We start from the raw sequence: 24,790 nt of genomic DNA on the forward strand, positions 1-24,790 counted from the left end.
GAGCGTCCATCGGCACGCCTGAACCCGCTTGGGGCGTGACTTGCCGTGCGTCGTCAATAGCTTTACAACTAGCCGGTCTCAGGCCTGATTCCTCAAAAAAAACCATGAATTCGATTTCCCGCGCCGTACCTGAAGTGGCCTTGCAAGCCATTCGAAAACTGATCGCCGAACAAGGCTTCGGGCCGGGGGATATGCTGCCCTCGCAACGGGATCTGGCGTTGCAACTGGGTGTCAGCCGGGCGTCGTTGCGTGAGGCGTTGTCGTCCTTGAGCGCGCTGGGGGTGATCAGTGTGCAGCCGGGAAAAGGGGTGTTCGTGCAGTCGCTCATCGACCTGTCCCGTAGCGAGTCGGGGATACTTTGGCCCTTCGCGGCCCAGGCGTCGCCTGTGGATATCTTCCAGTTGCGCTATGCCCTGGAAGGTTTTGCGGCGGGTCTGGCGGCGGTGACGCTGACGGCGGATGAGCTGGATGCGTTGCAGGACAATGTCGAGGCGATGCGCAACCAATTGCGCGCCGAAGATTTCGACGCGGCGGCGCGGCTGGACTTCGAGTTTCACCGGCGCATCCTGCTGGCCTGTGGTAATCAGGCGATGCTGAGCATTCTCAGTACCAGTGCCGAGATGTTTCTGGAGAGTCAGAAGTTACCGTTCATCCGGCCCGAACGCGCTATGGAAACCTGGCAGGAGCACCGCAAGATCCTCCGTGCCTTGGCTCGTCGTGCGTCCGGTGCCGCGCAGAAGGCCATGCAGGAGCACGTGCGTAATGCAGCCCTGCGCACCGGGATTGCCATCGTGACCCCCACGACGTCCTGAGTTGAGCTATACCCAAACTCATGCGTCACCATAGTTAGAGTCAATCACCTGCGGCTTCCTGAACGGGGGAAGGGCGGCTATGATGGGCAACGTTTTTTTTTGCTTACAACCCCCGGAGACATCCATGAGCAGCGATCTTATCAAGCACGTCACCGACGCTACCTTCGAAGCAGAAGTACTTCAGGCTGCTGGCCCAGTGCTCGTTGACTACTGGGCTGAGTGGTGCGGCCCTTGCAAAATGATCGCCCCGGTTCTGGACGAAATCGCTGGCACCTACGCTGGCAAACTGACCGTCGCCAAGCTGAACATCGACGAAAACCAGGAAACTCCGGCCAAGCACGGCGTGCGCGGTATCCCGACGCTGATGCTGTTCAAGAACGGCAACGTCGAAGCCACCAAGGTCGGCGCACTGTCGAAGTCGCAACTGGCTGCATTCCTCGACGCCAACATCTGAGTGTCGTTGCAAGTTGCCTAATAAAAAGCCCCGCAAATCGCGGGGCTTTTTAATGAAAGAGGGCTAGACGCTCTGAAACTCAGGTGGTACATTCGGCCCCGCACTGGTTTCTCCATTGCCCCCTGCAAGCCGTCGCCGACGCTCTCCTTTTCGATTAGTACGCGATCCTGTCGCCTTCTCTGCGGCGCGGCCTCATTAAGCCAAAAGCTTAATTTCCCCCCTCCATAAATGATTACGTCATTCCTATATGAATCTGACTGAACTCAAGCAAAAGCCGATTACCGAACTGCTCGAATTGGCCGAACAGATGGGCATAGAAAATATGGCCCGTTCGCGCAAGCAGGACGTGATTTTCTCTCTGCTCAAAAAGCACGCTAAAAGCGGCGAGGAAATCTCCGGTGATGGCGTGCTGGAGATTCTCCAGGACGGCTTCGGCTTCCTCCGCTCTGCAGACGCGTCCTATCTCGCCGGCCCAGACGATATCTACGTCTCGCCGAGTCAGATCCGTCGCTTCAACTTGCGCACCGGTGACACCATCGTCGGCAAGATCCGCCCTCCGAAGGAAGGCGAGCGTTATTTCGCCCTGCTGAAGGTCGATACGATCAACTTCGATCGTCCAGAGAACGCGAAGAACAAGATTCTCTTCGAGAACCTGACCCCGCTGTTCCCGACCGTGCGGATGAAGATGGAAGCCGGCAACGGTTCCACTGAAGACCTCACCGGCCGTGTGATCGACCTGTGCGCGCCGATCGGTAAAGGCCAGCGCGGCCTGATCGTCGCGCCGCCGAAAGCCGGTAAAACGATCATGCTGCAAAACATCGCAGCGAACATTGCCCGTAACAACCCGGAAGTTCATCTGATCGTTCTGCTGATCGACGAGCGTCCGGAAGAAGTCACCGAAATGCAGCGCACCGTGCGCGGCGAAGTGGTTGCCTCGACGTTCGACGAACCACCAACCCGCCACGTGCAGGTTGCCGAAATGGTGATCGAGAAGGCCAAGCGCCTGGTCGAGCACAAGAAAGACGTGGTGATCCTGCTCGACTCCATCACTCGTCTGGCTCGCGCCTACAACACCGTGATCCCGAGCTCCGGCAAGGTCCTGACCGGTGGTGTCGATGCTCACGCCCTGGAGAAACCGAAACGTTTCTTCGGTGCCGCGCGAAACATCGAAGAAGGCGGTTCGCTGACCATCATCGCCACCGCGCTGGTTGAAACCGGCTCGAAGATGGACGAAGTGATCTACGAAGAATTCAAAGGCACCGGCAACATGGAGCTGCCTCTGGATCGCAAGATCGCTGAAAAACGCGTCTTCCCGGCGATCAACATCAACCGTTCCGGCACCCGCCGTGAAGAGTTGTTGACCGCTGACGACGAGTTGCAGCGCATGTGGATCCTGCGCAAGCTGCTGCACCCGATGGACGAAGTCGCGGCCATCGAGTTCCTGGTCGACAAGCTCAAGCAGACCAAGACCAACGATGAGTTCTTCCTGTCGATGAAACGCAAGTAAATCGCGGAAGTCAGCAAAAGCCGGGGAAACCCGGCTTTTTGCTATCTGACCATTGATGATCTGGCAGGTCACTATTCTGAACAGGTGGGTTCGGCGCTAAACTCAGGCCCCCGAACGCCACGGCCACAACGAGGCTCACGCATGCAGTATCGCGACTTGCGCGACTTTATCAGCGGCCTGGAAAAGCGCGGCGAACTCAAGCGCATCCAGGTTCCGGTGTCCCCAGTGCTGGAAATGACCGAGGTCTGCGACCGCACCTTGCGTGCCAAAGGCCCGGCCCTGCTCTTCGAAAACCCTACCGGTTATGACATTCCGGTGCTCGGCAACCTGTTCGGTACCCCTGAGCGCGTAGCGCTGGGCATGGGCGCCGAGGCAGTCAGCGAGTTGCGGGAGATCGGCAAACTGTTGGCGTTTCTGAAAGAGCCAGAGCCACCAAAAGGTTTGAAGGACGCCTGGTCGAAGCTGCCGATCTTTCGCAAGATCATTGCCATGGCGCCGAAAGTCGTCAAAGACGCGGTCTGCCAGGAAGTGGTCATCGAAGGTGATGACGTCGATCTGGCCATGTTGCCAGTGCAGACCTGCTGGCCTGGCGATGTCGGGCCGCTGATCACCTGGGGCCTGACGGTTACCAAAGGCCCGAACAAGGACCGGCAGAACCTCGGCATTTACCGCCAGCAGGTCATCGGCCGCAATAAAGTCATCATGCGCTGGTTGAGTCATCGAGGCGGCGCGCTGGACTACCGTGAGTGGTGCGAGAAGCATCCGGGACAGCCGTTCCCGGTGTCCGTGGCGCTGGGTGCGGATCCAGCGACCATTCTCGGTGCGGTCACGCCGGTGCCGGACAGCCTCTCCGAGTATGCTTTCGCAGGCCTGCTGCGCGGCAACCGTACCGAGCTGGTGAAGTGCCGTGGCAATGACCTGCAAGTTCCGGCGACTGCCGAGATCATCCTTGAAGGCGTGATTCACCCAGGCGAGATGGCCGACGAAGGTCCTTACGGCGACCATACCGGCTACTACAACGAAGTCGACAGCTTCCCTGTGTTCACCGTCGAACGCATCACCCATCGCATCAAACCGATCTACCACAGCACCTACACCGGTCGTCCGCCCGATGAGCCGGCGATTCTCGGCGTGGCGCTGAACGAAGTCTTCGTGCCGATCCTGCAGAAGCAGTTTCCGGAGATCACCGACTTCTACCTTCCGCCCGAAGGTTGTTCGTACCGCATGGCGGTGGTGACCATGAAGAAGCAGTACCCCGGCCATGCCAAGCGGGTAATGCTGGGTGTCTGGTCGTTTTTGCGACAGTTCATGTACACCAAGTTCGTTATCGTCACTGACGACGATATCAACGCACGCGACTGGAACGACGTGATCTGGGCCATTACCACGCGCATGGACCCCAAGCGCGACACGGTGATGATCGACAACACGCCAATCGACTACCTCGACTTCGCCTCGCCGGTTTCCGGCCTGGGGTCGAAAATGGGACTCGATGCCACGCATAAATGGCCCGGTGAGACCACTCGCGAGTGGGGCCGGGTTATCGTCAAGGATGAGGCGGTCACCCGCCGGATCGATGCCATCTGGAATCAGTTAGGAATAGATTGATGCGTGTAACCTTGCAGCCGTCCGGAGCAGTGCTTGAGATATTGCCCGGCGAGCGGATTCTCGATGGGGCGCGACGCCTGGGCTATGAATGCCCGCAGAGCTGTCGCAACGGCAATTGCCATGTGTGTGGTGCGCTGCTGGTCGAGGGCCGGGTCGAACAGGCGGGTGATGTTCGTGATCACGGTGAGTTCTACACTTGCATTGCGGAGCCGCTGGAAGACTGCATCGTGCTCTGGGATGGCGTCCTTGCGCTGGGAGAACTGCCGGTGCGCAGCCTGTCGTGTCAGGTGAGTGAATGTGTTGAAGTCGGCGGCGATGTCTGGCGGGTCCGGCTGCGGGCGCCGGCGGGTAAACCGCCGCGTTATCATGCGGGCCAATACTTGATGCTGGAGCGTGATAGCGGCGAAAAAGCCGCATTTTCGCTGGCCTCCGCACCGCATTCCGGGCGTGATCTGGAGCTGCACGTACTGGTTCGAGAAACCAGTGCTCAAGCCCTGCTCGAGCAACTGCAGCGCAGCCCGATGGTGCGGGTCGAGTTGCCCTTTGGCGACACTCATCTGTGTGAACTACCCGACGGGCCGCTGGTGCTGATCGCCGCCGGTACCGGCATGGCGCAAATGCACAGCTTGATCGAGCATTGCCGGGCCAGGGGCTTCAAGCATCCGGTGCATCTGTACTGGGGCGTGCGTCGGCCGGAAGATTTTTACCAGATCGAACATTGGGAGCAATGGCAGCAAACGCCCAACCTCTATCTGCACAAAGTGGTCAGCGATCTCTGCGGCTGGGAGGGGCGTTGCGGCATGCTGCATGAAGCCGTCTGTGAAGATATCAGCGACCTGTCCGCCGTGTACGTCTACGCCAGCGGTTCGCCGGCAATGATCTACGCCACGCTCGATGCGCTGGTGGAGGCTGGGATGGATGCACATCAGATGCGCGCCGACGTGTTTGCCTACGCGCCCCGGCCTTGACCGGTTGATCCTGCCTAGAAGCGTACGCCGGTGGTGATCATCGCGGCATTGGCGCCGAGCAACACCAGCTCGGCGGCCACCGGGCCGTAGTGGGCGCCCAGCGACGGGATGATCACCGGCGCCACGCCGAAGCGGTTGAGGGGAATCTTGTCCTGATGCTGGCCGCTGTAACCTTCGAGTAATCCACCGGTCAGTTTGATATACACCGGATAGTTAGCACTTTCGTAACGCTTGCCTGCATAGGCGTAGTACGAGCGCTGGCTGAACGAGTTGCGGAAGGTCGCCGCGCCAAATACCCAGCCGCTAGCGTCATTGCGTTCAAGGCCGAGCAGGTCCTGGTTGTCATTGTGATCGGGGTCTGGCGAATAGTGTTTGGTGTAGATGCTGGTCTGCACGTACCAGAAGCCTTTGTTTTCTGGCGTTGAGTTATCCAGTGCAAGGGCGTGGGAGGCCTGGGTCATTGACAGCAGACCGTAAAACCATAGGTTTTTCATCATGTGGCCCCTATCAAGCAGATAGGCTCGCGCCTGTGGGAGGCCGTCGTACGCGGGCGTCCGAAGAGCAGATAAGCAGGGTACCCCGGTAATAGGCGGGGAAAATGCTGCTCAATGGTCCTTTATCCTGAACGGGCGCAATGCTTATGCATATTTCATTCTGGTATTTAAGATAATTATCAAAGGGTATTAGGCTATATACGCAGGGCATTGATGTGCAGAGTTTAGCCTCTGTCGTGATGTATAGAGGGTCATACGTCCTTTAGCACTTTCCGTTTTATGGTTACTGCTATATGTTCTATTAGGCTAAAGTTACTTACATCTTGTAATACTTGTGGGGCCGAACACCATTTGCCATGACAGCCATTGAATCTGCTTTTTTGAATCTGGCTTACCCTCCGCGGCTTGATCTGGGCGCGCAGCTGACTCACGAACAATTGCTCAGCTCAATGCAGGCCACCATGGCCCGGCACAAGGGTGGGCCAGTCTGGCTGTTTGCATATGGCTCGTTGATCTGGCGCCCTGAGTGCACGGCGGTCGAGCGGATGCGCGGGCGAGTGCATGGTTACCATCGCGGCTTGTACCTGTGGTCCCACGAGCACCGTGGCACGCCGGAAATGCCGGGGCTGGTGTTCGGTCTGGATCGCGGCGGCTCTTGCAGCGGCTTTGCCTATCGGCTGCCGGACGAACAGTTGGAAGCCGCGCTGTATGCCTTGTGGCAACGCGAAATGCCCTATCCCTCCTATCGCCCACACTGGCTCAGCTGCCGTCTCGAAGACGGAAGCCAGGTACAGGCCCTGGGATTTGTGCTGGAGCGGCACCTGCCCAGCTATGCCGGCAACTTGCCGGACCATGTACTGAGCCAGGTGTTCGAGAGCGCTTGCGGGCGTTACGGCACCACTCGCGACTATGTCGAGCAGACCGTCAACGCCCTGCGTAGCCACGCCATGCCAGACCGGAATCTGGAGGCGCGGCTTAAGCGCTGTAGATCAGGCTCGCATTAAGCGAGCGCTTCACGGCCCTGACTGGCGGCTTGTGTGCCACAAGGTCGGTGCCCAGTCCGGTACGCCATAACGCAGCAGATAGACGAAGACGTTGGCCATGGCCACGTACCAGAGCATTTTGTTGCGCAGCACGTATTTGACGAAAATTGCCTTGGCGCTGAATTCGTCTTCATGGCTGGTATCGTAGCCTTTCGGGTAATCATTCCTGTACTTACCGAACTTGAACAACAACCTTCCCAACCGCCTTGCGCTGGCCAAGATCATTAATGGCATTTGCCGCTTGCGCCAATGGATAAACCTGCGACACCAATGGCTTCAACTTGCTCTCTGCGAACCACCTGAACAACTGCTGGAAGTTCGCCGCGTTGTCCTGCGGTTGGCGCTGGGCGAACGAACCCCAGAACACGCCGACTACGGCGGCGCCTTTAAGTAGCGCAAGGTTGACCGGCAATTCGGGGATGCGTCCGCTGGCAAAGCCGACTACCAGCAGGCGGCCGTTCCAGGCGATGGCGCGAATGGCCTGGTCGAACAGGTCGCCGCCGACCGGGTCGTAGATGACGTCGGCGCCCTGACCGTCGGTCAGGCGTTTGATTTCGTCTTTCAGATTGGTTTCGGTGTAGTTGATCAGTTCATCGGCCCCGGCGGCCTTGGCGACGGCGAGTTTCTCGGCGCTGCTGGCGGCGGCGATGACGCGGGCGCCCATGGCTTTACCGATTTCCACGGCGGCGAGGCCGACGCCGCCGGATGCTCCAAGTACCAGCAGGGTTTCGCCGGGTTGCAGATTGCCGCGTTGTTTGAGCGCGTGCATCGAGGTGCCATAGGTCATGCTGAACGCGGCGGCGGTGTTGAAGTCCATGGCCGCTGGAATCGGCAATACATTGTAGCCAGGCACCGCGACCTGCTCGGCGAAGCTGCCCCAGCCCGTCAGCGCCATTACCCGATCGCCGACCTTGAGGTGGCTGACCTTTTCGCCCACCGCACTGACCACGCCGGCCGCTTCTCCACCGGGTGAAAACGGGAAGGGTGGCTTGAACTGGTACTTGCCCTCGATGATCAGCGTGTCCGGGAAATTCACTCCGGCCGCGTGCACGTCCAGCAGGATTTCGTTTTTCTTTGCTTGAGGACTGGCGACTTCTTCCAGCACCAGCGTTTCGGCGGGGCCGAAGGCTTTGCACAGCACGGCTTTCATCAGGGCTATTCCTTTGGGAGTGATGGCCGATAAGTGTAGGTGTGTGAATCAAGCGGTCAATGAGCATGCCCCGCCCTGATAGTCAGCCATAAGCTTTGTGCTTGGGCTCGGGCAGGCGGGTCAGTATCCTGGTGGCCATACTGGCCACTAGACTGCAAACCGGATAAGGAGCGAATTGTGAAAGCGTGGATCATGTTGATGCTGGCCCTGTCTCTGCCAATGGCAGCGATGGCCGAAGAAGCCAAAGAGGGTGCAGCACCGAAAGTCAGCTACATCAGCCTGACTCCGCCATTCGTTGGCAACTATGGTCTGGATGGCAGTCCGAAACTCAAGGTATTCAAAGCTGACGTGGCCTTGCGTGTGACGGGCGATGAAGCGGCACAAGCGGTGAAGGCCAACGAACCGTTGATCCGTAATCAGTTGGTGGCGCTGTTTTCCCAGCAAACCACCGAGAGCATGAGTAACGTCGAAGCCAAGGAAAAGCTCCGCCAGGAAGCCTTGAAGCAGACACAGCAAGTGATGAACGACGAAACCGGCAAGCCGATGGTTGATGACCTGTTGTTCAACAATTTGATTATCCAGTAATGCTGGATCCTGTAGGAGCCGAGCTTGCTCGCGATAGCGGCCCCAAGACCGCCCATCGCCGGCAAGCCGTGCTCCTACAACGTGCGTGGCCTTCAGACCGCCATCGCCGGCAAGCCGTGCTCCTACAACATGCGTGGCCTTCAGACCGCCATCGCCGGCAAGCCGTGCTCCTACAACGTGCGTGGCCTTCAGACCGCCATCGCCGGCAAGCCGTGCTCCTACAACGTGCGTGGCCTTCAGACCGCCATCGCCAGCAAGCCGTGCTCCGCGCCGCGATCAACGAAGCGCCATAACCGCTGCCCATTGCTCGGCGGTTACCGGCATCACCGACAGGCGACTGCCTTTCTGAACCAGCGGCAACTCAGCCAGTGCTGTTTGTTGTTTCAGGTAACCCAGCCCGAGCACTTTGGGGAAGGTCTGGACATGAGCGACGTTGATCGCGCTCCAGGGGTTTTTCTCAGCGTTGGCTTTCGGGTCGAAATACACGCTTTCCGGCTCCAGGGCCGTGGGGTCCGGGTACGCCGCTTCGGCGATTCGCCCGATCCCGGCAATGCCTGGTTCAGGGCAGCTGGAGTGATAAAAGAAAAACTCATCGCCCACCGCCATCGCCCGCAAGAAGTTACGCGCCTGGTAATTGCGCACGCCGTCCCAGCGCGATTCAACGAGCTTCTCCAGGCCCTTGATCGAGAGCTCTTGCGGCTCGGATTTCATTAGCCAATAGGCCATCTTTTTTGCTCCTGGAGTGGGGTTGGGCACGTTGTCGGGCAACTTTATGACTAACCGACAGTCGGTTGACGCCACCGTTTGCGTGTCGGTTCACGTTACCGCAAAATGCCGGGCTTTTAAGCTTGACGCTGCTGCACGGCCTATATCGGAAACCGTTGCTGTCATCGTGTGTGATATGCCTGAAGGGGGGCAATCGATGAAACGCAAACCGGATTTACTCTGGATTTTGGTTATTTTGTTCGGTTTGGGCGTCGTGACCACGGGTTATGCGCAGAGCCTGTGGTCGAACCAGGCCAATGCACCGATTGAAGTCGCTCAGCAAAAACCCTTCAAGCGCTGATAGTGCTCACCGGGCGCCGCTGACTCAAGTGGCGTCTACCCGGCGATATACCACTTCCTGTCCGTGACCGTTCCTTGCATCGGTACATCCCAGCTCGCCTGAGCCAGTCGTTCGACTTTCTGACATTCATGGGCCAGCCCCAACAGTGTCGGCTTGCGCCAGGTTTTGCGACGCGCCAGATACGCCAGGCTGCGGTCGTAGAAACCGCCGCCCATCCCCAGACGTCCGCCAAACTCATCAAAGCCAACCAGCGGTAACAACACCAGATCCAGCGCCCAGACCTTGCGTTGCCGGGCCGCGTTGATCCGTGGCTCGAGAATGCCGAAGCGGTTGGGCTGCAACTTTTCCCCAGGGCGAATGCGCTGGAACACCATTTTGGTGCGCGGCCAGGCGCTGAGTACCGGCAGATAGGTGGCCTTACCCCGACGCTGAGCGGCACGCAGCAGCAAGCGCGGATCGATTTCACCGTCGGTGGGTAGATAAAGAGAGATATGTCTGGCCCGGCGAAACAGCGGGTGCTGTGCCAGTTGCCGATAAAGTCCGCGGGCCGCCTCGCGTTGTTCACTGGGTGTGAGTTCGCGGCGGGCTTTGCGCAGCATGCGTCGAAGTTGCGGGCGGGATAGCGGCGCAGGTTCGGTCATGGATTCTGGCTGATCAGGATCGAGCGCGGCAGGATGGCGCACTCGTAAAAAACCAATGCCAGTTTGAAGAAACTGGCATTGGACTGGAATTCAGGCTCCCCGGATGAACCGCTGTCGACTTAGCCCTTGAACCCGAAAGTTCAAGGTGGAAGATGCAGTAGACCTTAAGGCTTTCCGTCTAGCGGACATGCACACCGGCCCAACGTGCAACCTCCAGGGTAGTGCGAATCGGCTCAGGGACATCGCCAACTGGCAAGCACCCCAGGGAGTGGCGCGAGTATAGCGCAACCACCTTCAGGAATCAGCCCTTGCTGACATCCGGATCGGTGGCGAGCACCAGATCGACGCGATCGAGCAGGTCGCGCACCTGTTCGCGGGTCGAACCGCTGACCTGCACTTCAGGGCGCTGCTGTTTATGCAGCAGGTCATGGGTGATGTTCAGCGCGGCCATCACGGCAATGCGGTCGGCACCGATGACTTTGCCGCTGCTGCGGATTTCGCGCATTTTGCCGTCCAGATAACGGGCGGCACTCACCAGATTGCTGCGCTCTTCCTGGGGGCAGATGATTGAATATTCTTTGTCGAGGATCTGCACGGTAACGCTATTGCTTGAACTCATGAGTCTTGCTCCAGGGCCTTCAGGCGCGAAATCATCGATTCGACCTTACGCCGGGCGATTTCGTTTTTTTCAATGAGGTGCGCGCGTTCCTCGCGCCAGGTCTTTTCCTGAGCTAATAGGAGTCCGTTTTGGCTCTTTAGTTGCTCGACCCGGGTAATTAGCAGTTCGAGTCTAGCCATCAGCGCTTGCAGGTCTGTGTCTTCCATAGTGTTCCACGGGATTTGTCTGATGGGCGGTAACTGGCGGACAGCCTTTAATAGTCTTGGCGAGTCTGTCGATGTAGGATACAAGGCCTTCATTCTAGACATAGCGCCGCTTGGCGCCTAGCTACCCATGCCCATTCAGAATTCTCCGTATCAAGCCTTCGCCAACCTGCTGAGCACCAGCGGCCATCCCGTCTCGCCTGCTGAACTGCATGGCCTGCTGCTCGGCCGCAGCTGCGCCGGCGCCGGTTTTGAAGTCGATGGCTGGCTGGTCGACGCCGCCGAACTGCTCGAAGGCGAGCCACAAGACAACGTTCGCAACGCCCTGATCGGCCTGCAAGAAATGGTCAAGGGCGAGCTGACCAGCGACGACATGACCGTCGTTCTGCTGTTGCCGACCGACGACGCGCCGCTCACCGAGCGCGCTGCCGCGCTGGGCCAGTGGTGCCAGGGCTTCCTCAGCGGTTTCGGCCTGAACTGCCGTGACAGCAGCATGCTGAGCACCGAGGCCAGCGAAGTCCTGCAAGACCTCGCGGCTATCGCCCAGGTTCAGGACGCCCTGGAAGAGTCCGACGACGGTGAAAGTGACTACATGGAAGTCATGGAATACCTGCGGGTCGCGCCGTTGCTGTTATTCACCGAGACCAAGAAGCCGGCTGCACCGGCTGCCAAGCCTTCGCTGCATTAATCGTTAGATAGGGAAATCCATCTGCCCATGATTCATATCCCGAAATCGGAATACACCCGTCGCCGCAAGGCGTTGATGGCGCAGATGGAACCCAACAGCATCGCGATTTTGCCTGCCGCCGCAGTGGCGATCCGTAACCGTGACGTCGAGCATGTCTACCGTCAGGACAGTGACTTTCAATACCTCAGCGGTTTCCCCGAGCCTCAGGCGGTGCTGGTCCTGATGCCCGGTCGTGAGCATGGCGAATATGTGCTGTTCTGCCGTGAACGCAACGCCGAACGCGAATTGTGGGACGGCTTACGCGCTGGCCAGGAAGGCGCGATTCGCGACTTTGGCGCCGATGACGCGTTCCCGATCACCGACATCGACGATATTCTGCCGGGCCTGATTGAAGGTCGCGACCGGGTCTATTCGGCCATGGGCAGCAACCCGGAATTCGACCGCCATCTGATGGACTGGATCAACGTGATCCGCTCTAAAGCGCACCTGGGCGCCCAGCCACCGAACGAATTCGTTGCCCTGGATCATCTGTTGCACGACATGCGCCTGTATAAATCGGCGGCAGAAGTGAAGGTGATGCGCGAAGCCGCGCGGATTTCCTCTCAGGCCCATATTCGTGCCATGCAGGCCAGCCGTGCCGGTTTGCATGAGTTCAGCCTGGAGGCGGAGCTGGATTACGAGTTCCGTAAAGGTGGGGCGAAAATGCCGGCGTATGGCTCGATCGTCGCCTCTGGGCGCAATAGCTGCATCTTGCATTACCAGCAAAATGACGCAGTGCTCAAGGACGGTGATCTGGTGCTGATCGACGCTGGTTGCGAGATCGACTGCTACGCCAGCGATATCACCCGAACCTGGCCGGTCAGCGGCAAGTTTTCCCCTGAGCAGAAGGCGATCTACGAATTGGTGCTGGCTTCTCAGGAAGCGGCGTTTGCCCAAATCGCGCCGAACAAACACTGGAACCAGGCGCACGAAGCCACGGTTCAGGTGATCACGGCAGGGTTGGTGGAACTTGGCTTGTTGCAGGGCGAGGTGAATGAGCTGATTGCCTGCGAAGCCTACAAGGCTTTTTATATGCATCGCGCCGGTCACTGGCTGGGGATGGATGTGCATGACGTTGGTGAGTACAAGGTCGGCGGTGAATGGCGGGTGCTGGAAGTCGGCATGGCGCTGACGGTCGAGCCGGGTATCTACATCGCACCGGACAATCAAAATGTGGCGAAGAAATGGCGCGGCATTGGCGTGCGCATCGAGGATGACGTAGTAGTGACCAGGCAGGGCTGTGAAATTCTGACCAGCGGTGTACCGAAAACGGTGGCCGAGATCGAGGCGCTGATGGCGGCTGCCCGGATGCAAGCGGCATGAGCAGAGTCAATCTGGCAATCATAGGTGGCGGTCTGGTTGGCGCCAGTCTGGCGTTGGCCTTGCAAGCCGGGGCCAAGGCCCGCGGCTGGAAGATCGTGCTGATCGAACCTTTCGCGCCTGGCCACACCTATCAACCGAGCTATGACGCGCGCTCCTCGGCGCTGTCCTTCGGCGCCCGACAAATTTATCAGCGGCTCGGCCTGTGGCAGGAAATCTCCCGCCGCGCCGAGCCGATCAAACAGATCCATGTTTCCGATCGCGGGCGGTTTTCCACCGCGCGCTTGTCGGCCATGGAAGAGGGCGTTCCGGCGCTCGGTTATGTGGTGGAGAACGCCTGGCTCGGTCAATGCCTCTGGCAAGGCCTGGACAAGGACGTGATCAGTTGGCGCTGCCCGGCCGAAGTTACGCGCATGGAGCCGCTTGAGGATGGCTATCGCCTGACCCTCGACGATGAAACTGCCCTTGAGTGCGACTTGGCGGTGCTGGCCGATGGCGGTCGCTCCGGTTTGCGTGAGCAGTTGGGCATCGGCGTCAAAAAACGTCCGTACAACCAGAGCGCGTTGATCGCCAATATCACCCCGAGCGAAGCCCATAACGGCATGGCGTTCGAGCGTTTTACCGATGATGGCCCGATGGCCTTGCTGCCGCTGCCGGAAAACCGTTGCGCGCTGGTCTGGACCCGCATTGGCATGGACGCCCAGCGTCTGGCGAACCTTGATGAGCGCAGCTTCCTGAGCGAGTTGCAGGGCGTGTTTGGTTATCGGCTGGGCGCCCTCAAACAAGTCGGTGTACGGCATCTCTATCCGCTGACGCTGGTGGAGGCCGAAGAACAGGTTCGTCCCCATCTGACCGTGCTGGGTAACGCGGCCCACAGCCTGCATCCGATTGCCGGTCAGGGTTTCAACCTGTCCCTGCGAGATGCACAGGCACTGGCCGATACGTTGCTGGCCAGCGAGAGCATGCCGGGCGACTTCGCCACCTTACAGGCCTATCGCGAGCGGCAACGGCTGGATCAGCAACTGACCGTCGGCTTCTCCGATCAGGTCACCCGGTTGTTTGGCAGCACGCAGCCGTTGGTTTCACTGGGTCGTAACATTGGCCTGCTTGGCCTCGACCTGCTGCCGCCGGCCAAGCGCTGGTTCGCCCGGCAGGCGATGGGCCTGGGCACGCGTCCCGATGCTTAATTGGCTGACCCGGCGTTTCAAGATTCATCACGGCGGCACGCTGGTGGCGCGGGTCGATAAAACCCTTTACGTGCGGCTCAAGCCGCAAGCGAGACAGGCTTAAAGCATGGAAATGCGCGCAAATCTGCTGATTGTCGGGGCCGGAATGGTCGGGAGCGCTTTGGCGCTGGCGTTGCAGGGCAGCGGGCTGGAGGTTCTGCTGCTCGACGGCAGCCCGTTGAGCGTCAAACCCTTCGATCCTCAGGCGCCGTTCGAGCCCCGGGTGAGCGCCTTGTCGGCGGCCAGCCAGCGGATCCTTGAACGTCTGGGGGTCTGGGAGGGTATCGTCAAACGCCGTACCAGCCCTTACGCCGAAATGCAGGTCTGGGACGGCAGTGGCACCGGGCAGATCCACTTCTCGGCGGCCAGTGTGCACGCCGAAGTGCTGGGGCATATCGTCGAGAACCGGGTGGTGCAGGATGCCTTGCTCGAACGTTTGCACGACTGTGATATGGGCCTTCTGGCCAATGCGCGGCTGGAGCAGATGCGCCGCTCCGGCGACGACTGGCTGCTGACCCTGGCCGACGGTCGCATGCTGCGTGCGCCCTTGGTGATCGCGGCGGACGGCGCCAACTCGGCGGTTCGCCGTTTGACCGGTTGCGCCACCCGTGAGTGGGATTATCTGCATCACGCCATCGTCACCAGCGTGCGCAGTGCCAAACCCCATCAGATGACCGCCCGGCAGTGTTTTACCGACAACGGTCCGCTGGCCTTTTTACCGCTGGAGCGCGACGGTCAGCACGACTGGTGCTCGATCGTCTGGTCGACCACTCCGAGCGAGGCTGAACGTCTGATGGCGCTGGACGATGAAAACTTCTGCCGCGAGCTGGAGCGAGCCTTTGAAGGTTGTCTGGGCACGGTATTGAGCGCTGACCCGCGCCTCTGTGTACCGCTGCGTCAGCGGCACGCCAAGCGCTATGTGGCTGAAGGCCTGGCGCTGATCGGTGACGCTGCCCATACCATTCACCCGCTGGCCGGGCAGGGCGTCAATCTCGGTTTCCTCGACGCCGCTGTGCTGGCTGAAGTGCTGCTGCAAGCGGCCAGCCGTGGTGAGCGCCTGGCAGATCTCAAAGTGCTCAGCCGTTACGAGCGCCGGCGCATGCCGCACAACCTGGGGCTGATGGCGGCAATGGAAGGCTTCGAACGATTGTTCCAGGCCGATCCCTTGCCGCTGCGCTGGTTACGTAATACCGGGTTGAAGATGGTCGATCAAATGCCTGAAGCCAAGGCGCTGTTTGTGCGTCAGGCGTTGGGGTTGACCGGGGATTTGCCTGAGTTGGCCAAGGCCTGAGTTATTTGGCGTGGCTGCAGGCCGCTATCGCTTGCTCGCGATAGCGGCAGAACATTCACCTCCCATTTCTGCTCGTGCAACATCTCGTAACTCCTCGATGGAGTGTTCGGTTGAGATGCCAAATGTGAGTCCTTATCATTTGGCCTCTTTTCTGATTTCGAGAGACCGCTCCCATGTTGGCACCCAAGCGCCTACTGACTGCTCTGGCACTCACACTGATCGGCAGCACCGCCCACGCGGCTGATGAAGTAGTGGTCTACTCCTCACGAATCGACGAGCTGATCAAGCCGGTGTTCGATGCCTACACCAAAAAGACCGGCGTGCAGGTGAAGTTCATCACCGACAAGGAAGCGCCGCTGATGCAGCGGATCAAGGCCGAGGGCGAGAACGCCACCGCCGACCTGCTGCTCACCGTCGATGCCGGTAACCTCTGGCAGGCCGAGCAGATGGGTATTTTGCAGCCGTTTACTTCCAATGTAATCGACGCCAATATTCCGCTTCAATACCGTTCGTCCAACCATCAATGGACCGGTTTGAGCCTGCGCGCGCGGACCCTGGCCTACTCCACTGAGCGGGTAAAACCGTCGGATTTGACCACTTACGAAGCCCTGGCCGGCAAACAGTGGGAAGGTCGTCTGTGCCTGCGTACGGCCAAGAAGGTTTATAACCAGTCGCTGACCGCTACGCTGATCGAAACCCACGGTGCAGAGAAGACCGAAGCAATCATCAAAGGCTGGGTCAACAACCTGTCCACCGACGTGTTCTCCGATGACATCGCAGTGCTTGAGGCGATCAATGCCGGGCAGTGCGACGTTGGCATCGTCAACACCTACTACTACGGCCGTTTGCACAAGCAAAAGCCAAATCTGGCGGTGAAACTGTTCTGGCCGAATCAGGGCGACCGTGGTGTGCACGTCAACCTGTCGGGCATCGGCCTGACCAGGTACGCACCGCACCCTCAGACGGCCAAGGCGCTGGTGGAGTGGATGACCACGCCTGAAGCGCAGAAGATCTTTGCCGATATCAATCAGGAATTCCCGGCCAACCCGAACGTACTGCCGTCCGCTGAAGTGGCTAGCTGGGGCACGTTCGTACCCGATACGTTGCCAGTGGAAGTGGCCGGCAAGCGCCAGGCCGAAGCCATTCGCTTGATGGACCGTGCCGGCTGGAACTGAGCAGCCGGTTTGCAGAGCCCTGCATTTGCGGGGCGTTGATCTCGTTCCCACGCTCTACGTGGGAATGCAGCCATGGACGCTCTGCGTCCGCTCTAAAGGTGACGCGGAGCGTCACAGGCCGTGTGCCCACGCAGAGCGTGGGCACAATCATTTGATTGAGAGCTTTTCGTGGCCCATCCCGCCCAACGTCGTTGGTATCCGCTGGTCTTTGCCGTTGCAGCGCTGGTTCTGTTGCCGCTGAGCGTGTTGCTGTTGTCGTGGCAGTCGATCGACCAGCAGATCTGGACGCACCTGTGGGAAACGCAGATGCCGCGCTTGCTCGGCAACACACTGACGCTGGTGCTGGGCGTCGGAGCCGGCGTAACGCTGCTGGGCGTCAGCATGGCCTGGTTAACCAGCCTCTGTGAGTTCCCCGGGCGTCGATGGCTGGATTGGGCACTGATGCTGCCGTTTGCGATCCCGGCCTATGTACTGGCGTTCGTCTTCGTGGGTCTGCTGGATTTTGCCGGCCCGGTGCAAACCCTGTTGCGTGAATGGTTCGGCACGGGGCTGCGCCTGCCTCGGGTGCGCTCCACCGGTGGCGTGATTCTGGTTCTGGTGCTGGTGTTCTATCCCTACGTCTACCTGCTGGCGCGCACAGCCTTTCTCGCTCAGGGCAAAGGTCTGATGGAAGCTGCGCGGGTGCTCGGCCAATCGCCGTGGCAGGCCTTCTGGCGTGTGGCGCTGCCCATGGCACGACCGGCCATCGGTGCCGGCGTGGCTTTGGCATTAATGGAGACCCTGGCCGACTTTGGCGCGGTGGCGGTGTTCAACTTCGATACCTTCACCACGGCCATCTACAAGACCTGGTACGGTTTCTTCAGTCTTTCCAGCGCCGCGCAACTGGCAAGCCTGCTGCTGCTTGCTGTAACGCTGGTGTTGTACGGCGAACGCCGGGCTCGCGGTGCTAGTCGGGCGAGCAACGAGCGGCCCCGGGGCAAGGCGCTGTATCACCTGCACGGGTTCAAGGCTCTGGCCGCCAGTGGCTGGTGCGGCCTGGTGTTTGCCTGTGCCTTCGTCATTCCGATGCTGCAGTTGGTGGTCTGGTTCTGGCAGCGTGGCCGTTTCGACCTCGATGAGCGTTATGCCGGGCTGATTGCGCACACATTGTATCTGGGCGCCATGGCGGCGTTGATCACGGTGAGCGTGGCTTTGCTGTTGGCATTTTCCCGACGACTGGCACCGACCCGGGCCATTCGCTCCGGAGTCAGTCTGGCCAATCTGGGTTACGCCTTGCCGGGCTCGGTGCTCGCGGTATCGATCATGTTGGCCTTCAGCTATCTGGACCGTGAACTGGTGATCCCGCTATCGTCCTGGCTCGGTGGCGCGGGCAAGCCGTTACTGTTGGGTAGCCTTTCGGCGTTATTGCTGGCGTATCTGGTGCGTTTCATTGCAGTGGCCTACGGGCCACTGGAAAACGGCCTGGCGCGGATCCGGCCTTCGTTGCCCGAAGCAGCACGAAGTATGGGCGTCAGTGGGCCGCGACTGTTTTTCAACGTGTATCTGCCGCTTTTGCTTCCAGGCACCTTGAGTGCCGCGTTGCTGGTGTTCGTCGATGTGCTCAAGGAAATGCCCGCCACCTTGCTGATGCGCCCGTTCGGTTGGGACACGCTGGCTGTCCGCATCTTCGAAATGACCAGTGAAGGCGAGTGGTCGCGGGCATCCCTGCCGGCACTGACGCTGGTTTTGGTCGGGCTATTACCGGTCATCGGATTGATCCGACGTTCCGCTCATCGCATAGGCTAGGTGCCAGTCCTACACCTTGCGGCTACAATGCGCGGCATTCGGTGCGGTCCGCCTTTCAGGTCGGGTCACTGAGAGCTGCTGCAAGCCGCATTTTTAAAGGCTTTCAGCCAGCGCAGTGCCTGTCCGCACCTTCGCCACGCCCGGAAGGAGAAACCCATGGGACAGCGTACGCCTCTGTATGACCTGCATCTCGCCCTAGGCGCGAAGATGGTCGATTTTGGCGGTTGGGATATGCCTCTGCATTACGGCTCGCAAGTCGAAGAGCACCATCAGGTGCGACGTGATTGCGGGGTTTTCGATGTATCCCACATGACCGTGATTGACGTCAGTGGCTCCCAGGCCAAGGCCTGGCTTCAGCATTTGCTGGCCAATGATGTCGAACGTCTGCACAGCCCCGGCCGTGCGTTGTACAGCGCCATGCTCAATGAGCGCGGCGGGGTGGTCGACGACATGATCGTCTATCGCACCGAGGCGGGTTACCGGTTGGTGGTCAACGCCGCTACCCGTGATCAGGACATGGTCTGGATGCAAGCGCAGCTCGGTGAGTTCCAGGTGCAGTTGCACGAGCGCCCCGAGTTGGCGATGCTGGCGATTCAAGGCCCACAGGCCCGGAACAAGATTGCAGAACTGGTCACCCAGGCCCGTGGCACGCTGATCCAGCACCTCAAACCCTTTGAAGCTCAGGTCGACGGCGACTGGTTCATCGCGCGCACCGGTTATACCGGCGAAGATGGACTGGAAATCGTCCTGCCTGCCGATCAGGCGCCAGCGTTCTTCAATGATCTGGTCGGTGCGGGTATTTCCCCGATCGGTCTCGGTGCCCGCGATACCCTGCGCCTTGAAGCGGGTATGAATCTCTACGGTCAGGACATGCACCAGGATGTCTCACCGCTGGCCGCGAATATGGCCTGGAGCATTGCCTGGGCGCCTGCGACTCGCGATTTCATCGGTCGAGCCGCTTTAGAAGCCGAGCGCGCAGGCGGAGTGAAGCAAAAACTGGTCGGTCTGGTGTTGGAAGAGCGTGGCGTTTTGCGCGCTCACCAGGTGGTTCGCATCGGCGATGTTGGCGAAGGGGAGATCACCAGTGGTAGTTTCTCTCCTACGCTTAGCAAGTCGATCGCGCTGGCGCGCGTGCCCATGGCTACCGCCGACCGTGCAGAAGTGGAAATCCGTGGCAAGTGGTACCCGGTTCGGGTGGTAAAACCGACCTTTGTGCGTCATGGCAAAGCCTTGATCTAACTTTTTCTGGCGGGCAATCAACCGCTGACATTTCTTCTTGAGGACACAGAATATGAGTGAAATCCCTGTCGACCTGCGTTTTGCCGAAAGTCACGAATGGGCCCGTCTGGATGAGGATGGTGGCGTGAAAGTGGGTATTTCAGACCATGCTCAGGAAGCCTTGGGTGATGTCGTGTTCGTCGAGTTGCCGGAAATCGGCACAGTGTTCGCTGCCGGTGATGCGGCGGGTGTAGTCGAGTCGGTCAAGGCCGCTTCGGATATCTACTCGCCGGTTTCCGGTAAAGTCATCGCCATAAACGAAGAGTTGGCCAACAGCCCGGAGCTGGTCAACAGCGCGCCATACGACAGCTGGTTTTTCAAACTCGCGCCAAGCGATACCGCTGAACTGGACACGTTGCTCGACGCCACTGGCTACAAGAACGCCATCGGCGAGTAACGCTCGTTACTTATCGCGAGCAAGCTCGCTCCTGCAGGGTTGGCGTGAACCTGTAGGAGCGAGCTTGCTCGCGATTGCGTTTAAGGCTTCAACACCGCCTTCACTGCTTCCACCGAACGCTCGACATCGCTTTTGCTCATCGCGGTGAACATCGGCAATGAAACGATCAAACGGCCAACCCGTTCCGAAACCGGGAACATGCCTTCCTTGAAACCACGCTCGCGGTACAGGCTCAGCAGGTGGATAGGCGGGTAGTGATAGCCGATGCCGACGCCGCGCTCCTGCATTTGTTCCATGAATGTGGCGCGAGCCGGTTTTCCGTCCTTGCGCTCCGGCAGCACCAGTTGGAACAAGTGCCAGTTGCTGTTTGTGAAATCGGCAGGCGGTAGTTGAGCACCGTATTGCGCTTCGAAGTCGCTGCCAAAGCAGGCAAAGTAATGCTTGGCCAATTCACGGCGATGGGCGGTGATTGCGTCGATGTGAGCAAACTGGCCCAGGCCGATAGCGGCAGCTACGTCGGTCATGTTGAACTTACCGCCCAACACGTCGACATCCAGCCCATCGAAACCGCTGCGGGTAACGCCTTGCAGCCGGTACTTCTCGGCCAGACGAACCTCTTCGGCATTGTTCAGCACCAGACAGCCACCTTCGGAGGACGTGACGTTCTTGTTTGCCTGGAAGCTGAACGAGACGAAGTCGCCGGTGGAACCGATACGCTGGCCATTCCAGCTCGAGCCCAGCGCTTGCGCGGCATCTTCCAGCACTCGCAGGCCGTGTTTCCTGGCCAGCGCGTACAAGCGCTCCATGTCCACTGGCAGACCTGCCAGGTACACCGGGAGGATCGCCTTGGTGCGCGGCGTGATTGCGGCTTCGACCTGCGCCAGATCGATATTGCGGGTGATCGGGTCGATGTCGGCGAACACCGGTGTGGCGCCGACCTCGAGGATTACGTTGGCCGTGGCCACCCAGGAGATCGGGGTGGTGATGACTTCATCGCCGGCGCCAATCCCGGCGATGCGCAAGGCGATCTCCATGGTGCAGGTGCCGGAGTTGAACGTACGTACCGGCCGACCGCCAAAGTACTCCGAAAGCTGGGCTTCGAAGGCTTGCACCTTGGGGCCGCTGGTGATCCAGCCCGAGCGCAATACGTCGCCGACAGCGGCAATCGTGGCTTCATCGATGGTGGGTTTTGAAAACGGCAGAAACGGCAGTTGGCTCATGATGATTGAAGTATCCGATAGGCATACGGTTGAGGCGTTGATTGGAACTCGCCAAGGTTAGCGCGATAACGTCGGGCATGATGATCCGGATTGACCGAAGGCGCCATACCGTCAGCGCTCAGGATCGACTGCTATGCTGCTTTGACCGTGTTGCATAGACGCCGAGCGCCACTTAAGAGAGAGCCCGTCATGTCCCAGTTGCCGTCTTTGAGCCAGTTGCGAGACCCTAATACCTTTCTGCGGCGCCATCTGGGAGCTGATGCTGCCGAGCAGCAGGCCATGCTCGACAGCCTCGGGCTCGGCAGTCGAGTCGAGTTGATCGAGCAGACGGTGCCGCCAGGCATTCGTTTCAACCGCGTTCTGGACTTGCCGCCAGCACTCGATGAAGAGGCTGCACTGGCCAGACTCAAAGGTTATGCCGAGCAGAATCAGGTCTGGACCAGCCTGATCGGCATGGGCTATCACGGTACTCTGACGCCAACGGTGATCCTGCGTAACGTGCTGGAAAATCCCGGTTGGTACACCGCCTACACGCCGTATCAGCCCGAGATTGCCCAAGGTCGGCTCGAAGCGCTGCTGAATTTCCAGCAAATGACCATCGACCTCACGGGCCTGGAGCTGGCCAACGCTTCGCTGCTGGATGAAGCCACAGCGGCAGCCGAAGCCATGGCCTTGGCTAAACGCGTGGCCAAATCCAGAAGCAATTTATTCTTCGTCGACGAAAACTGCCACCCGCAGACCATCTCGGTGGTGCAGACCCGGGCCGAAGGATTCGGCTTCGAGCTGGTGATCGATGCTGTGGAAAACCTCACTCGCCATCAAGTTTTTGGCGCGCTGCTGCAGTACCCGGACACCCACGGTGAAATCCGCAATCTGCGCCCGCTGATCGACCATCTGCACGCGCAGCAGGCGCTGGCCTGCGTGTCTGCCGATCTGCTCAGCCTGTTGCTGTTGACCCCGCCAGGGGAGTTGGGTGCCGACGTGGTGTTCGGTTCGTCCCAGCGTTTCGGCGTGCCCATGGGTTATGGCGGTCCCCATGCAGCGTTTTTTGCCAGTCGCGATGAATACAAACGAGCGATTCCCGGGCGCATCATTGGCGTTTCGAAAGATGCGCGCGGCAATGTTGCCCTGCGCATGGCCCTGCAAACCCGCGAGCAGCATATCCGCCGGGAGAAAGCCAACTCGAACATCTGTACTGCGCAGGTGCTGTTGGCCAACATCGCCAGCTTCTATGCGGTTTATCACGGCCCCGAGGGGCTCAAGCGCATCGCTCAGCGAGTCCACCGGTTGACCTGCATTCTGGCGGCGGGCCTGCAGAGAAATGGCATTACACGACTCAACGAGCAATTCTTCGACACCCTGACGCTGGATGTCGGCGGCAGTCAGACGGCGATCATCGAAAGCGCCAGGGATGCGCAAATCAATCTGCGCATCCTCGGGCGTGGTCAGTTGGGTCTGAGTCTCGACGAAACCTGTGATGAAACCACCGTGGCGCGGCTGTTCGATGTCTTTCTCGGTGCCGGTCACGGTCTGGATGTCGCTGAGCTGGATGCCGAGGCATTGGCCTCGGGCATCCCCAATGAACTGCTGCGCAGCTCTCCTTATCTGAGCCATCCGGTATTCAGTGCCCATCACAGTGAAACCGAGATGCTGCGCTACCTCAAACAGCTGGAGAACAAGGACCTGGCGCTCAACCAGTCGATGATCCCGCTGGGCTCCTGCACGATGAAACTCAATGCCAGCAGCGAGATGATCCCGATCACCTGGCCAGGTTTCGCCAATCTGCACCCGTTCGCGCCGAAAGAGCAGGCGCTTGGCTATTCACTGATGATCAGTGAGTTGCAGAGCTGGCTCTGTGCGATCACCGGTTTCGATGCCATCTGCATGCAACCCAACTCCGGAGCTCAGGGTGAATACGCCGGGTTGCTGGCAATCCGCAAATACCACGAAAGCCGCCAACAGGACGCACGCAACATCTGTCTGATTCCTGCTTCCGCCCACGGCACCAACCCGGCTTCGGCGCAGATGGCCGGGATGCAAGTGGTGATCGTCGAGTGCGACGATGCCGGTAACGTCGATCTGGATGACCTGAAAGCCAAGGCCCAGGATGCGGGCGACAATTTGTCGTGCCTGATGGCGACCTATCCGTCGACCCATGGCGTGTACGAAGAGGGCATCAGCGAGATCTGTGAAGTTATCCACAGCCACGGCGGCCAGGTCTATATGGACGGCGCTAACCTCAATGCTCAGGTTGGGCTGGCGCGGCCGGCGGATATCGGCGCCGACGTTTCCCACATGAATCTGCACAAGACTTTCTGCATTCCCCATGGCGGTGGTGGTCCCGGTATGGGACCGATTGGCGTGCGTGCGCATCTGGCACCGTTCGTTGCCAATCACCCGGTGGTGCAGATCGAAGGTCCGCAGCCGCAGAACGGGGCGGTCAGCGCCGCGCCCTGGGGCAGCGCGAGCATCTTGCCGATCAGTTGGATGTACATCGCGCTGATGGGACCGCAATTGGCCGATGCCAGCGAAGTGGCGATTCTCGCTGCGAACTATCTGGCCGAGCACTTGAGCGGTGCCTTCCCGGTGCTCTACACCGGGCGAAATGGCCGGGTGGCCCACGAATGTATCCTCGACTTGCGGCCGCTCAAGGCGCAAACCGGGATCAGTGAAGAGGATGTCGCCAAGCGTTTGATGGACTATGGCTTCCATGCGCCGACCATGTCGTTCCCGGTGCCGGGTACGCTGATGGTCGAGCCGACCGAAAGCGAGTCGAAGGCTGAACTGGATCGCTTCATCGAAGCGATGCTGAGCATTCGCGCAGAAATATCCGAAGTGCAGAACGGCAACTGGCCCGCCGAAGACAACCCGTTGAAACGCTCACCCCACACACTGGCGGATATCACCGGGGTCTGGGAGCGGCCTTACACCATAGAACAGGCGGTGACGCCCAGCGCGCACACCAAGGCCCATAAGTACTGGCCGACGGTGAATCGTGTCGACAATGTCTACGGTGACCGCAATTTGTTCTGTGCTTGCGTGCCGGTGGATGCCTATCGCTGAAAAAAACCGCGATCTTCCTCTGTAGTCGCAGCCGGTCGACGCTCGATTGGTCCGGGCGGCGTTCCGACGATGGCGATCTCAAGGACGCCATCGCCGGCAAGCCATGCTCCTACAGGGTTTCGGGCAAAAAAATGCCGCTCCAGGGAGCGGCATTTTTT

Annotated in this window: 24 protein-coding genes, 1 other RNA gene and 2 pseudogenes; 18 read left to right on the top strand and 9 right to left on the bottom strand. The window is 59.6% G+C overall.

The genetic code is table 11. The features are described 5' to 3' along the window. Positions 1-104 precede the first annotated feature (104 nt). From AC07W5_RS01825 to AC07W5_RS01845, 5 genes are all read left to right on the top strand, one after another. The gene (locus AC07W5_RS01825) at positions 105-812 is read left to right on the top strand and encodes a FadR/GntR family transcriptional regulator (protein WP_495022683.1); all 708 of its coding nucleotides are present in this window, start codon (positions 105-107) and stop codon (positions 810-812) included. 124 nt (positions 813-936) lie between these two features. Then, the gene (gene trxA / locus AC07W5_RS01830; protein WP_064680366.1) at positions 937-1,266 is read left to right on the top strand and encodes a thioredoxin TrxA; all 330 of its coding nucleotides are present in this window, start codon (positions 937-939) and stop codon (positions 1,264-1,266) included. A 247-nt stretch (positions 1,267-1,513) separates the two neighbouring features. Next, entirely contained in the window at positions 1,514-2,773 is a 1,260-nt protein-coding gene (gene rho / locus AC07W5_RS01835) for a transcription termination factor Rho (RefSeq protein WP_025216061.1), read from the top strand. 141 nt (positions 2,774-2,914) lie between these two features. After that, complete coding sequence (gene ubiD, locus AC07W5_RS01840; RefSeq protein WP_494990824.1) at positions 2,915-4,381, top strand: 4-hydroxy-3-polyprenylbenzoate decarboxylase; 1,467 nt, start codon at positions 2,915-2,917, stop codon at positions 4,379-4,381. Next, positions 4,381-5,349, top strand: coding sequence for a CDP-6-deoxy-delta-3,4-glucoseen reductase (locus AC07W5_RS01845; protein ID WP_494990823.1), 969 nt, complete (start codon positions 4,381-4,383; stop codon positions 5,347-5,349). Before ubiD ends, AC07W5_RS01845 begins: the two co-directional genes overlap by 1 nt. A gap of 14 nt (positions 5,350-5,363) precedes the next feature. Here the strand turns inward: AC07W5_RS01845 and AC07W5_RS01850 are convergent, their stop codons facing one another. Then, positions 5,364-5,843, bottom strand: a complete 480-nt coding sequence (locus AC07W5_RS01850) for a sn-glycerol-3-phosphate transporter (protein ID WP_495022684.1) — start codon at positions 5,841-5,843, stop codon at positions 5,364-5,366. 356 nt (positions 5,844-6,199) lie between these two features. Between AC07W5_RS01850 and AC07W5_RS01855 the strand changes: the two genes are divergently transcribed. Continuing rightward, positions 6,200-6,847: a gamma-glutamylcyclotransferase gene (locus AC07W5_RS01855; RefSeq protein WP_494990822.1), complete on the top strand. Its 648-nt coding sequence runs from the start codon at positions 6,200-6,202 to the stop codon at positions 6,845-6,847. 42 nt (positions 6,848-6,889) lie between these two features. On the opposite strand, the pseudogene glpT reads toward AC07W5_RS01855, so the two are convergent. After that, positions 6,890-7,060: pseudogene (gene glpT, locus AC07W5_RS01860) on the bottom strand (glycerol-3-phosphate transporter); the annotation flags it as partial. Next, the gene (locus AC07W5_RS01865; RefSeq protein WP_494990821.1) at positions 7,059-8,036 is read right to left on the bottom strand and encodes an NADPH:quinone oxidoreductase family protein; all 978 of its coding nucleotides are present in this window, start codon (positions 8,034-8,036) and stop codon (positions 7,059-7,061) included. The gene AC07W5_RS01865 and the pseudogene glpT, both read right to left, overlap by 2 nt. A 177-nt stretch (positions 8,037-8,213) precedes the next feature. Between AC07W5_RS01865 and AC07W5_RS01870 the strand changes: the two genes are divergently transcribed. Next, positions 8,214-8,621: a flagellar basal body-associated protein FliL gene (locus tag AC07W5_RS01870; protein ID WP_494990820.1), complete on the top strand. Its 408-nt coding sequence runs from the start codon at positions 8,214-8,216 to the stop codon at positions 8,619-8,621. Between the two features lie 276 nt (positions 8,622-8,897). Here AC07W5_RS01870 and AC07W5_RS01875 read toward each other — a convergent pair whose 3' ends face one another. Then, a complete protein-coding gene (locus AC07W5_RS01875; RefSeq protein ID WP_495022685.1) occupies positions 8,898-9,347 on the bottom strand; it encodes an EVE domain-containing protein in 450 nt (149 codons plus the stop codon). A 196-nt stretch (positions 9,348-9,543) separates the two neighbouring features. Here AC07W5_RS01875 and AC07W5_RS01880 point away from each other — a divergent pair, with 196 nt between their 5' ends. Beyond that, a complete protein-coding gene (locus AC07W5_RS01880; protein WP_494990817.1) occupies positions 9,544-9,687 on the top strand; it encodes a hypothetical protein in 144 nt (47 codons plus the stop codon). Positions 9,688-9,722: 35 nt separating this feature from the next. On the opposite strand, the gene AC07W5_RS01885 is transcribed toward AC07W5_RS01880, so the two are convergent. From AC07W5_RS01885 to AC07W5_RS01900, 4 genes are all read right to left on the bottom strand, one after another. After that, entirely contained in the window at positions 9,723-10,328 is a 606-nt protein-coding gene (locus AC07W5_RS01885) for a 5-formyltetrahydrofolate cyclo-ligase (RefSeq protein ID WP_494990816.1), read from the bottom strand. Between the two features lie 92 nt (positions 10,329-10,420). Then, a non-coding RNA gene (ssrS, locus tag AC07W5_RS01890) (6S RNA) lies at positions 10,421-10,599 on the bottom strand. A 30-nt stretch (positions 10,600-10,629) separates the two neighbouring features. After that, positions 10,630-10,947 carry a cell division protein ZapA gene (locus AC07W5_RS01895; protein WP_494990815.1) on the bottom strand — a complete coding sequence of 106 codons (318 nt, stop codon included), beginning with the start codon at positions 10,945-10,947 and terminating at the stop codon, positions 10,630-10,632. After that, entirely contained in the window at positions 10,944-11,153 is a 210-nt protein-coding gene (locus AC07W5_RS01900) for a TIGR02449 family protein (protein ID WP_007982902.1), read from the bottom strand. The genes AC07W5_RS01895 and AC07W5_RS01900 overlap by 4 nt, the downstream gene beginning before the upstream one ends. Positions 11,154-11,280: 127 nt before the next feature. On the opposite strand from AC07W5_RS01900, the gene AC07W5_RS01905 reads away from it, so the two are divergent. The 9 genes and pseudogenes from AC07W5_RS01905 to gcvH all read left to right on the top strand — a co-directional run bounded on the left by AC07W5_RS01905 (position 11,281) and on the right by gcvH (position 20,349). Then, complete coding sequence (locus AC07W5_RS01905; protein ID WP_495010400.1) at positions 11,281-11,838, top strand: YecA/YgfB family protein; 558 nt, start codon at positions 11,281-11,283, stop codon at positions 11,836-11,838. 27 nt (positions 11,839-11,865) lie between these two features. Further along, on the top strand, positions 11,866-13,200 hold the full coding sequence (gene pepP, locus AC07W5_RS01910; protein WP_495022686.1) for a Xaa-Pro aminopeptidase: 1,335 nt from the start codon (positions 11,866-11,868) through the stop codon (positions 13,198-13,200). Continuing rightward, positions 13,197-14,384: a 2-octaprenyl-6-methoxyphenyl hydroxylase gene (gene ubiH / locus AC07W5_RS01915; RefSeq protein ID WP_494990812.1), complete on the top strand. Its 1,188-nt coding sequence runs from the start codon at positions 13,197-13,199 to the stop codon at positions 14,382-14,384. The genes pepP and ubiH overlap by 4 nt, the downstream gene beginning before the upstream one ends. Before the next feature lie 22 nt (positions 14,385-14,406). After that, positions 14,407-14,487, top strand: a pseudogene (locus AC07W5_RS01920) (tetrameric acyl-CoA thioesterase); the annotation flags it as partial. A gap of 9 nt (positions 14,488-14,496) precedes the next feature. Continuing rightward, positions 14,497-15,714 (top strand): 2-octaprenyl-3-methyl-6-methoxy-1,4-benzoquinol hydroxylase, encoded by a 1,218-nt coding sequence (locus AC07W5_RS01925; RefSeq protein WP_495022792.1) that lies wholly within the window; start codon positions 14,497-14,499, stop codon positions 15,712-15,714. 173 nt (positions 15,715-15,887) lie between these two features. After that, positions 15,888-16,889, top strand: coding sequence for an extracellular solute-binding protein (locus AC07W5_RS01930; protein WP_495022687.1), 1,002 nt, complete (start codon positions 15,888-15,890; stop codon positions 16,887-16,889). A 168-nt stretch (positions 16,890-17,057) separates the two neighbouring features. Then, positions 17,058-18,674, top strand: coding sequence for an ABC transporter permease (locus AC07W5_RS01935; protein WP_495022688.1), 1,617 nt, complete (start codon positions 17,058-17,060; stop codon positions 18,672-18,674). Between the two features lie 156 nt (positions 18,675-18,830). Then, on the top strand, positions 18,831-19,913 hold the full coding sequence (gcvT, locus tag AC07W5_RS01940) for a glycine cleavage system aminomethyltransferase GcvT (RefSeq protein ID WP_494990809.1): 1,083 nt from the start codon (positions 18,831-18,833) through the stop codon (positions 19,911-19,913). Positions 19,914-19,965: 52 nt separating this feature from the next. After that, positions 19,966-20,349, top strand: coding sequence for a glycine cleavage system protein GcvH (gene gcvH / locus AC07W5_RS01945; protein WP_494990808.1), 384 nt, complete (start codon positions 19,966-19,968; stop codon positions 20,347-20,349). 80 nt (positions 20,350-20,429) lie between these two features. Here gcvH and AC07W5_RS01950 read toward each other — a convergent pair whose 3' ends face one another. Then, positions 20,430-21,569, bottom strand: coding sequence for a DegT/DnrJ/EryC1/StrS family aminotransferase (locus AC07W5_RS01950; RefSeq protein ID WP_494990807.1), 1,140 nt, complete (start codon positions 21,567-21,569; stop codon positions 20,430-20,432). Positions 21,570-21,758: 189 nt separating this feature from the next. On the opposite strand from AC07W5_RS01950, the gene gcvP reads away from it, so the two are divergent. Beyond that, a complete protein-coding gene (gene gcvP / locus AC07W5_RS01955) occupies positions 21,759-24,632 on the top strand; it encodes an aminomethyl-transferring glycine dehydrogenase (RefSeq protein WP_494990806.1) in 2,874 nt (957 codons plus the stop codon). The last annotated feature ends 158 nt before the right edge of the window (positions 24,633-24,790 follow it).

The organism is Pseudomonas sp. GW821-FHT01E05, from assembly GCF_059422425.1.

What these genes read in the sequence shown, in the direction of transcription:
- rho (WP_025216061.1), top strand. Translation starts at nt 1,514, where the DNA reads ATGAATCTGACTGAACTCAAGCAAAAGCCGATTACCGAACTGCTCGAA.
- pepP (WP_495022686.1), top strand. Translation starts at nt 11,866, where the DNA reads ATGATTCATATCCCGAAATCGGAATACACCCGTCGCCGCAAGGCGTTG.
- AC07W5_RS01930 (WP_495022687.1), top strand. Translation starts at nt 15,888, where the DNA reads ATGTTGGCACCCAAGCGCCTACTGACTGCTCTGGCACTCACACTGATC.
- AC07W5_RS01825 (WP_495022683.1), top strand. Translation starts at nt 105, where the DNA reads ATGAATTCGATTTCCCGCGCCGTACCTGAAGTGGCCTTGCAAGCCATT.
- AC07W5_RS01865 (WP_494990821.1), bottom strand. Translation starts at nt 8,036, where the DNA reads ATGAAAGCCGTGCTGTGCAAAGCCTTCGGCCCCGCCGAAACGCTGGTG.
- ubiD (WP_494990824.1), top strand. Translation starts at nt 2,915, where the DNA reads ATGCAGTATCGCGACTTGCGCGACTTTATCAGCGGCCTGGAAAAGCGC.
- gcvP (WP_494990806.1), top strand. Translation starts at nt 21,759, where the DNA reads ATGTCCCAGTTGCCGTCTTTGAGCCAGTTGCGAGACCCTAATACCTTT.
- AC07W5_RS01845 (WP_494990823.1), top strand. Translation starts at nt 4,381, where the DNA reads ATGCGTGTAACCTTGCAGCCGTCCGGAGCAGTGCTTGAGATATTGCCC.
- AC07W5_RS01850 (WP_495022684.1), bottom strand. Translation starts at nt 5,843, where the DNA reads ATGAAAAACCTATGGTTTTACGGTCTGCTGTCAATGACCCAGGCCTCC.
- AC07W5_RS01950 (WP_494990807.1), bottom strand. Translation starts at nt 21,569, where the DNA reads ATGAGCCAACTGCCGTTTCTGCCGTTTTCAAAACCCACCATCGATGAA.
- AC07W5_RS01885 (WP_494990816.1), bottom strand. Translation starts at nt 10,328, where the DNA reads ATGACCGAACCTGCGCCGCTATCCCGCCCGCAACTTCGACGCATGCTG.
- AC07W5_RS01905 (WP_495010400.1), top strand. Translation starts at nt 11,281, where the DNA reads ATGCCCATTCAGAATTCTCCGTATCAAGCCTTCGCCAACCTGCTGAGC.
- AC07W5_RS01880 (WP_494990817.1), top strand. Translation starts at nt 9,544, where the DNA reads ATGAAACGCAAACCGGATTTACTCTGGATTTTGGTTATTTTGTTCGGT.
- ubiH (WP_494990812.1), top strand. Translation starts at nt 13,197, where the DNA reads ATGAGCAGAGTCAATCTGGCAATCATAGGTGGCGGTCTGGTTGGCGCC.
- gcvT (WP_494990809.1), top strand. Translation starts at nt 18,831, where the DNA reads ATGGGACAGCGTACGCCTCTGTATGACCTGCATCTCGCCCTAGGCGCG.
- gcvH (WP_494990808.1), top strand. Translation starts at nt 19,966, where the DNA reads ATGAGTGAAATCCCTGTCGACCTGCGTTTTGCCGAAAGTCACGAATGG.
- AC07W5_RS01925 (WP_495022792.1), top strand. Translation starts at nt 14,497, where the DNA reads ATGCGCGCAAATCTGCTGATTGTCGGGGCCGGAATGGTCGGGAGCGCT.
- AC07W5_RS01855 (WP_494990822.1), top strand. Translation starts at nt 6,200, where the DNA reads ATGACAGCCATTGAATCTGCTTTTTTGAATCTGGCTTACCCTCCGCGG.
- AC07W5_RS01900 (WP_007982902.1), bottom strand. Translation starts at nt 11,153, where the DNA reads ATGGAAGACACAGACCTGCAAGCGCTGATGGCTAGACTCGAACTGCTA.
- AC07W5_RS01895 (WP_494990815.1), bottom strand. Translation starts at nt 10,947, where the DNA reads ATGAGTTCAAGCAATAGCGTTACCGTGCAGATCCTCGACAAAGAATAT.
- AC07W5_RS01875 (WP_495022685.1), bottom strand. Translation starts at nt 9,347, where the DNA reads ATGGCCTATTGGCTAATGAAATCCGAGCCGCAAGAGCTCTCGATCAAG.
- trxA (WP_064680366.1), top strand. Translation starts at nt 937, where the DNA reads ATGAGCAGCGATCTTATCAAGCACGTCACCGACGCTACCTTCGAAGCA.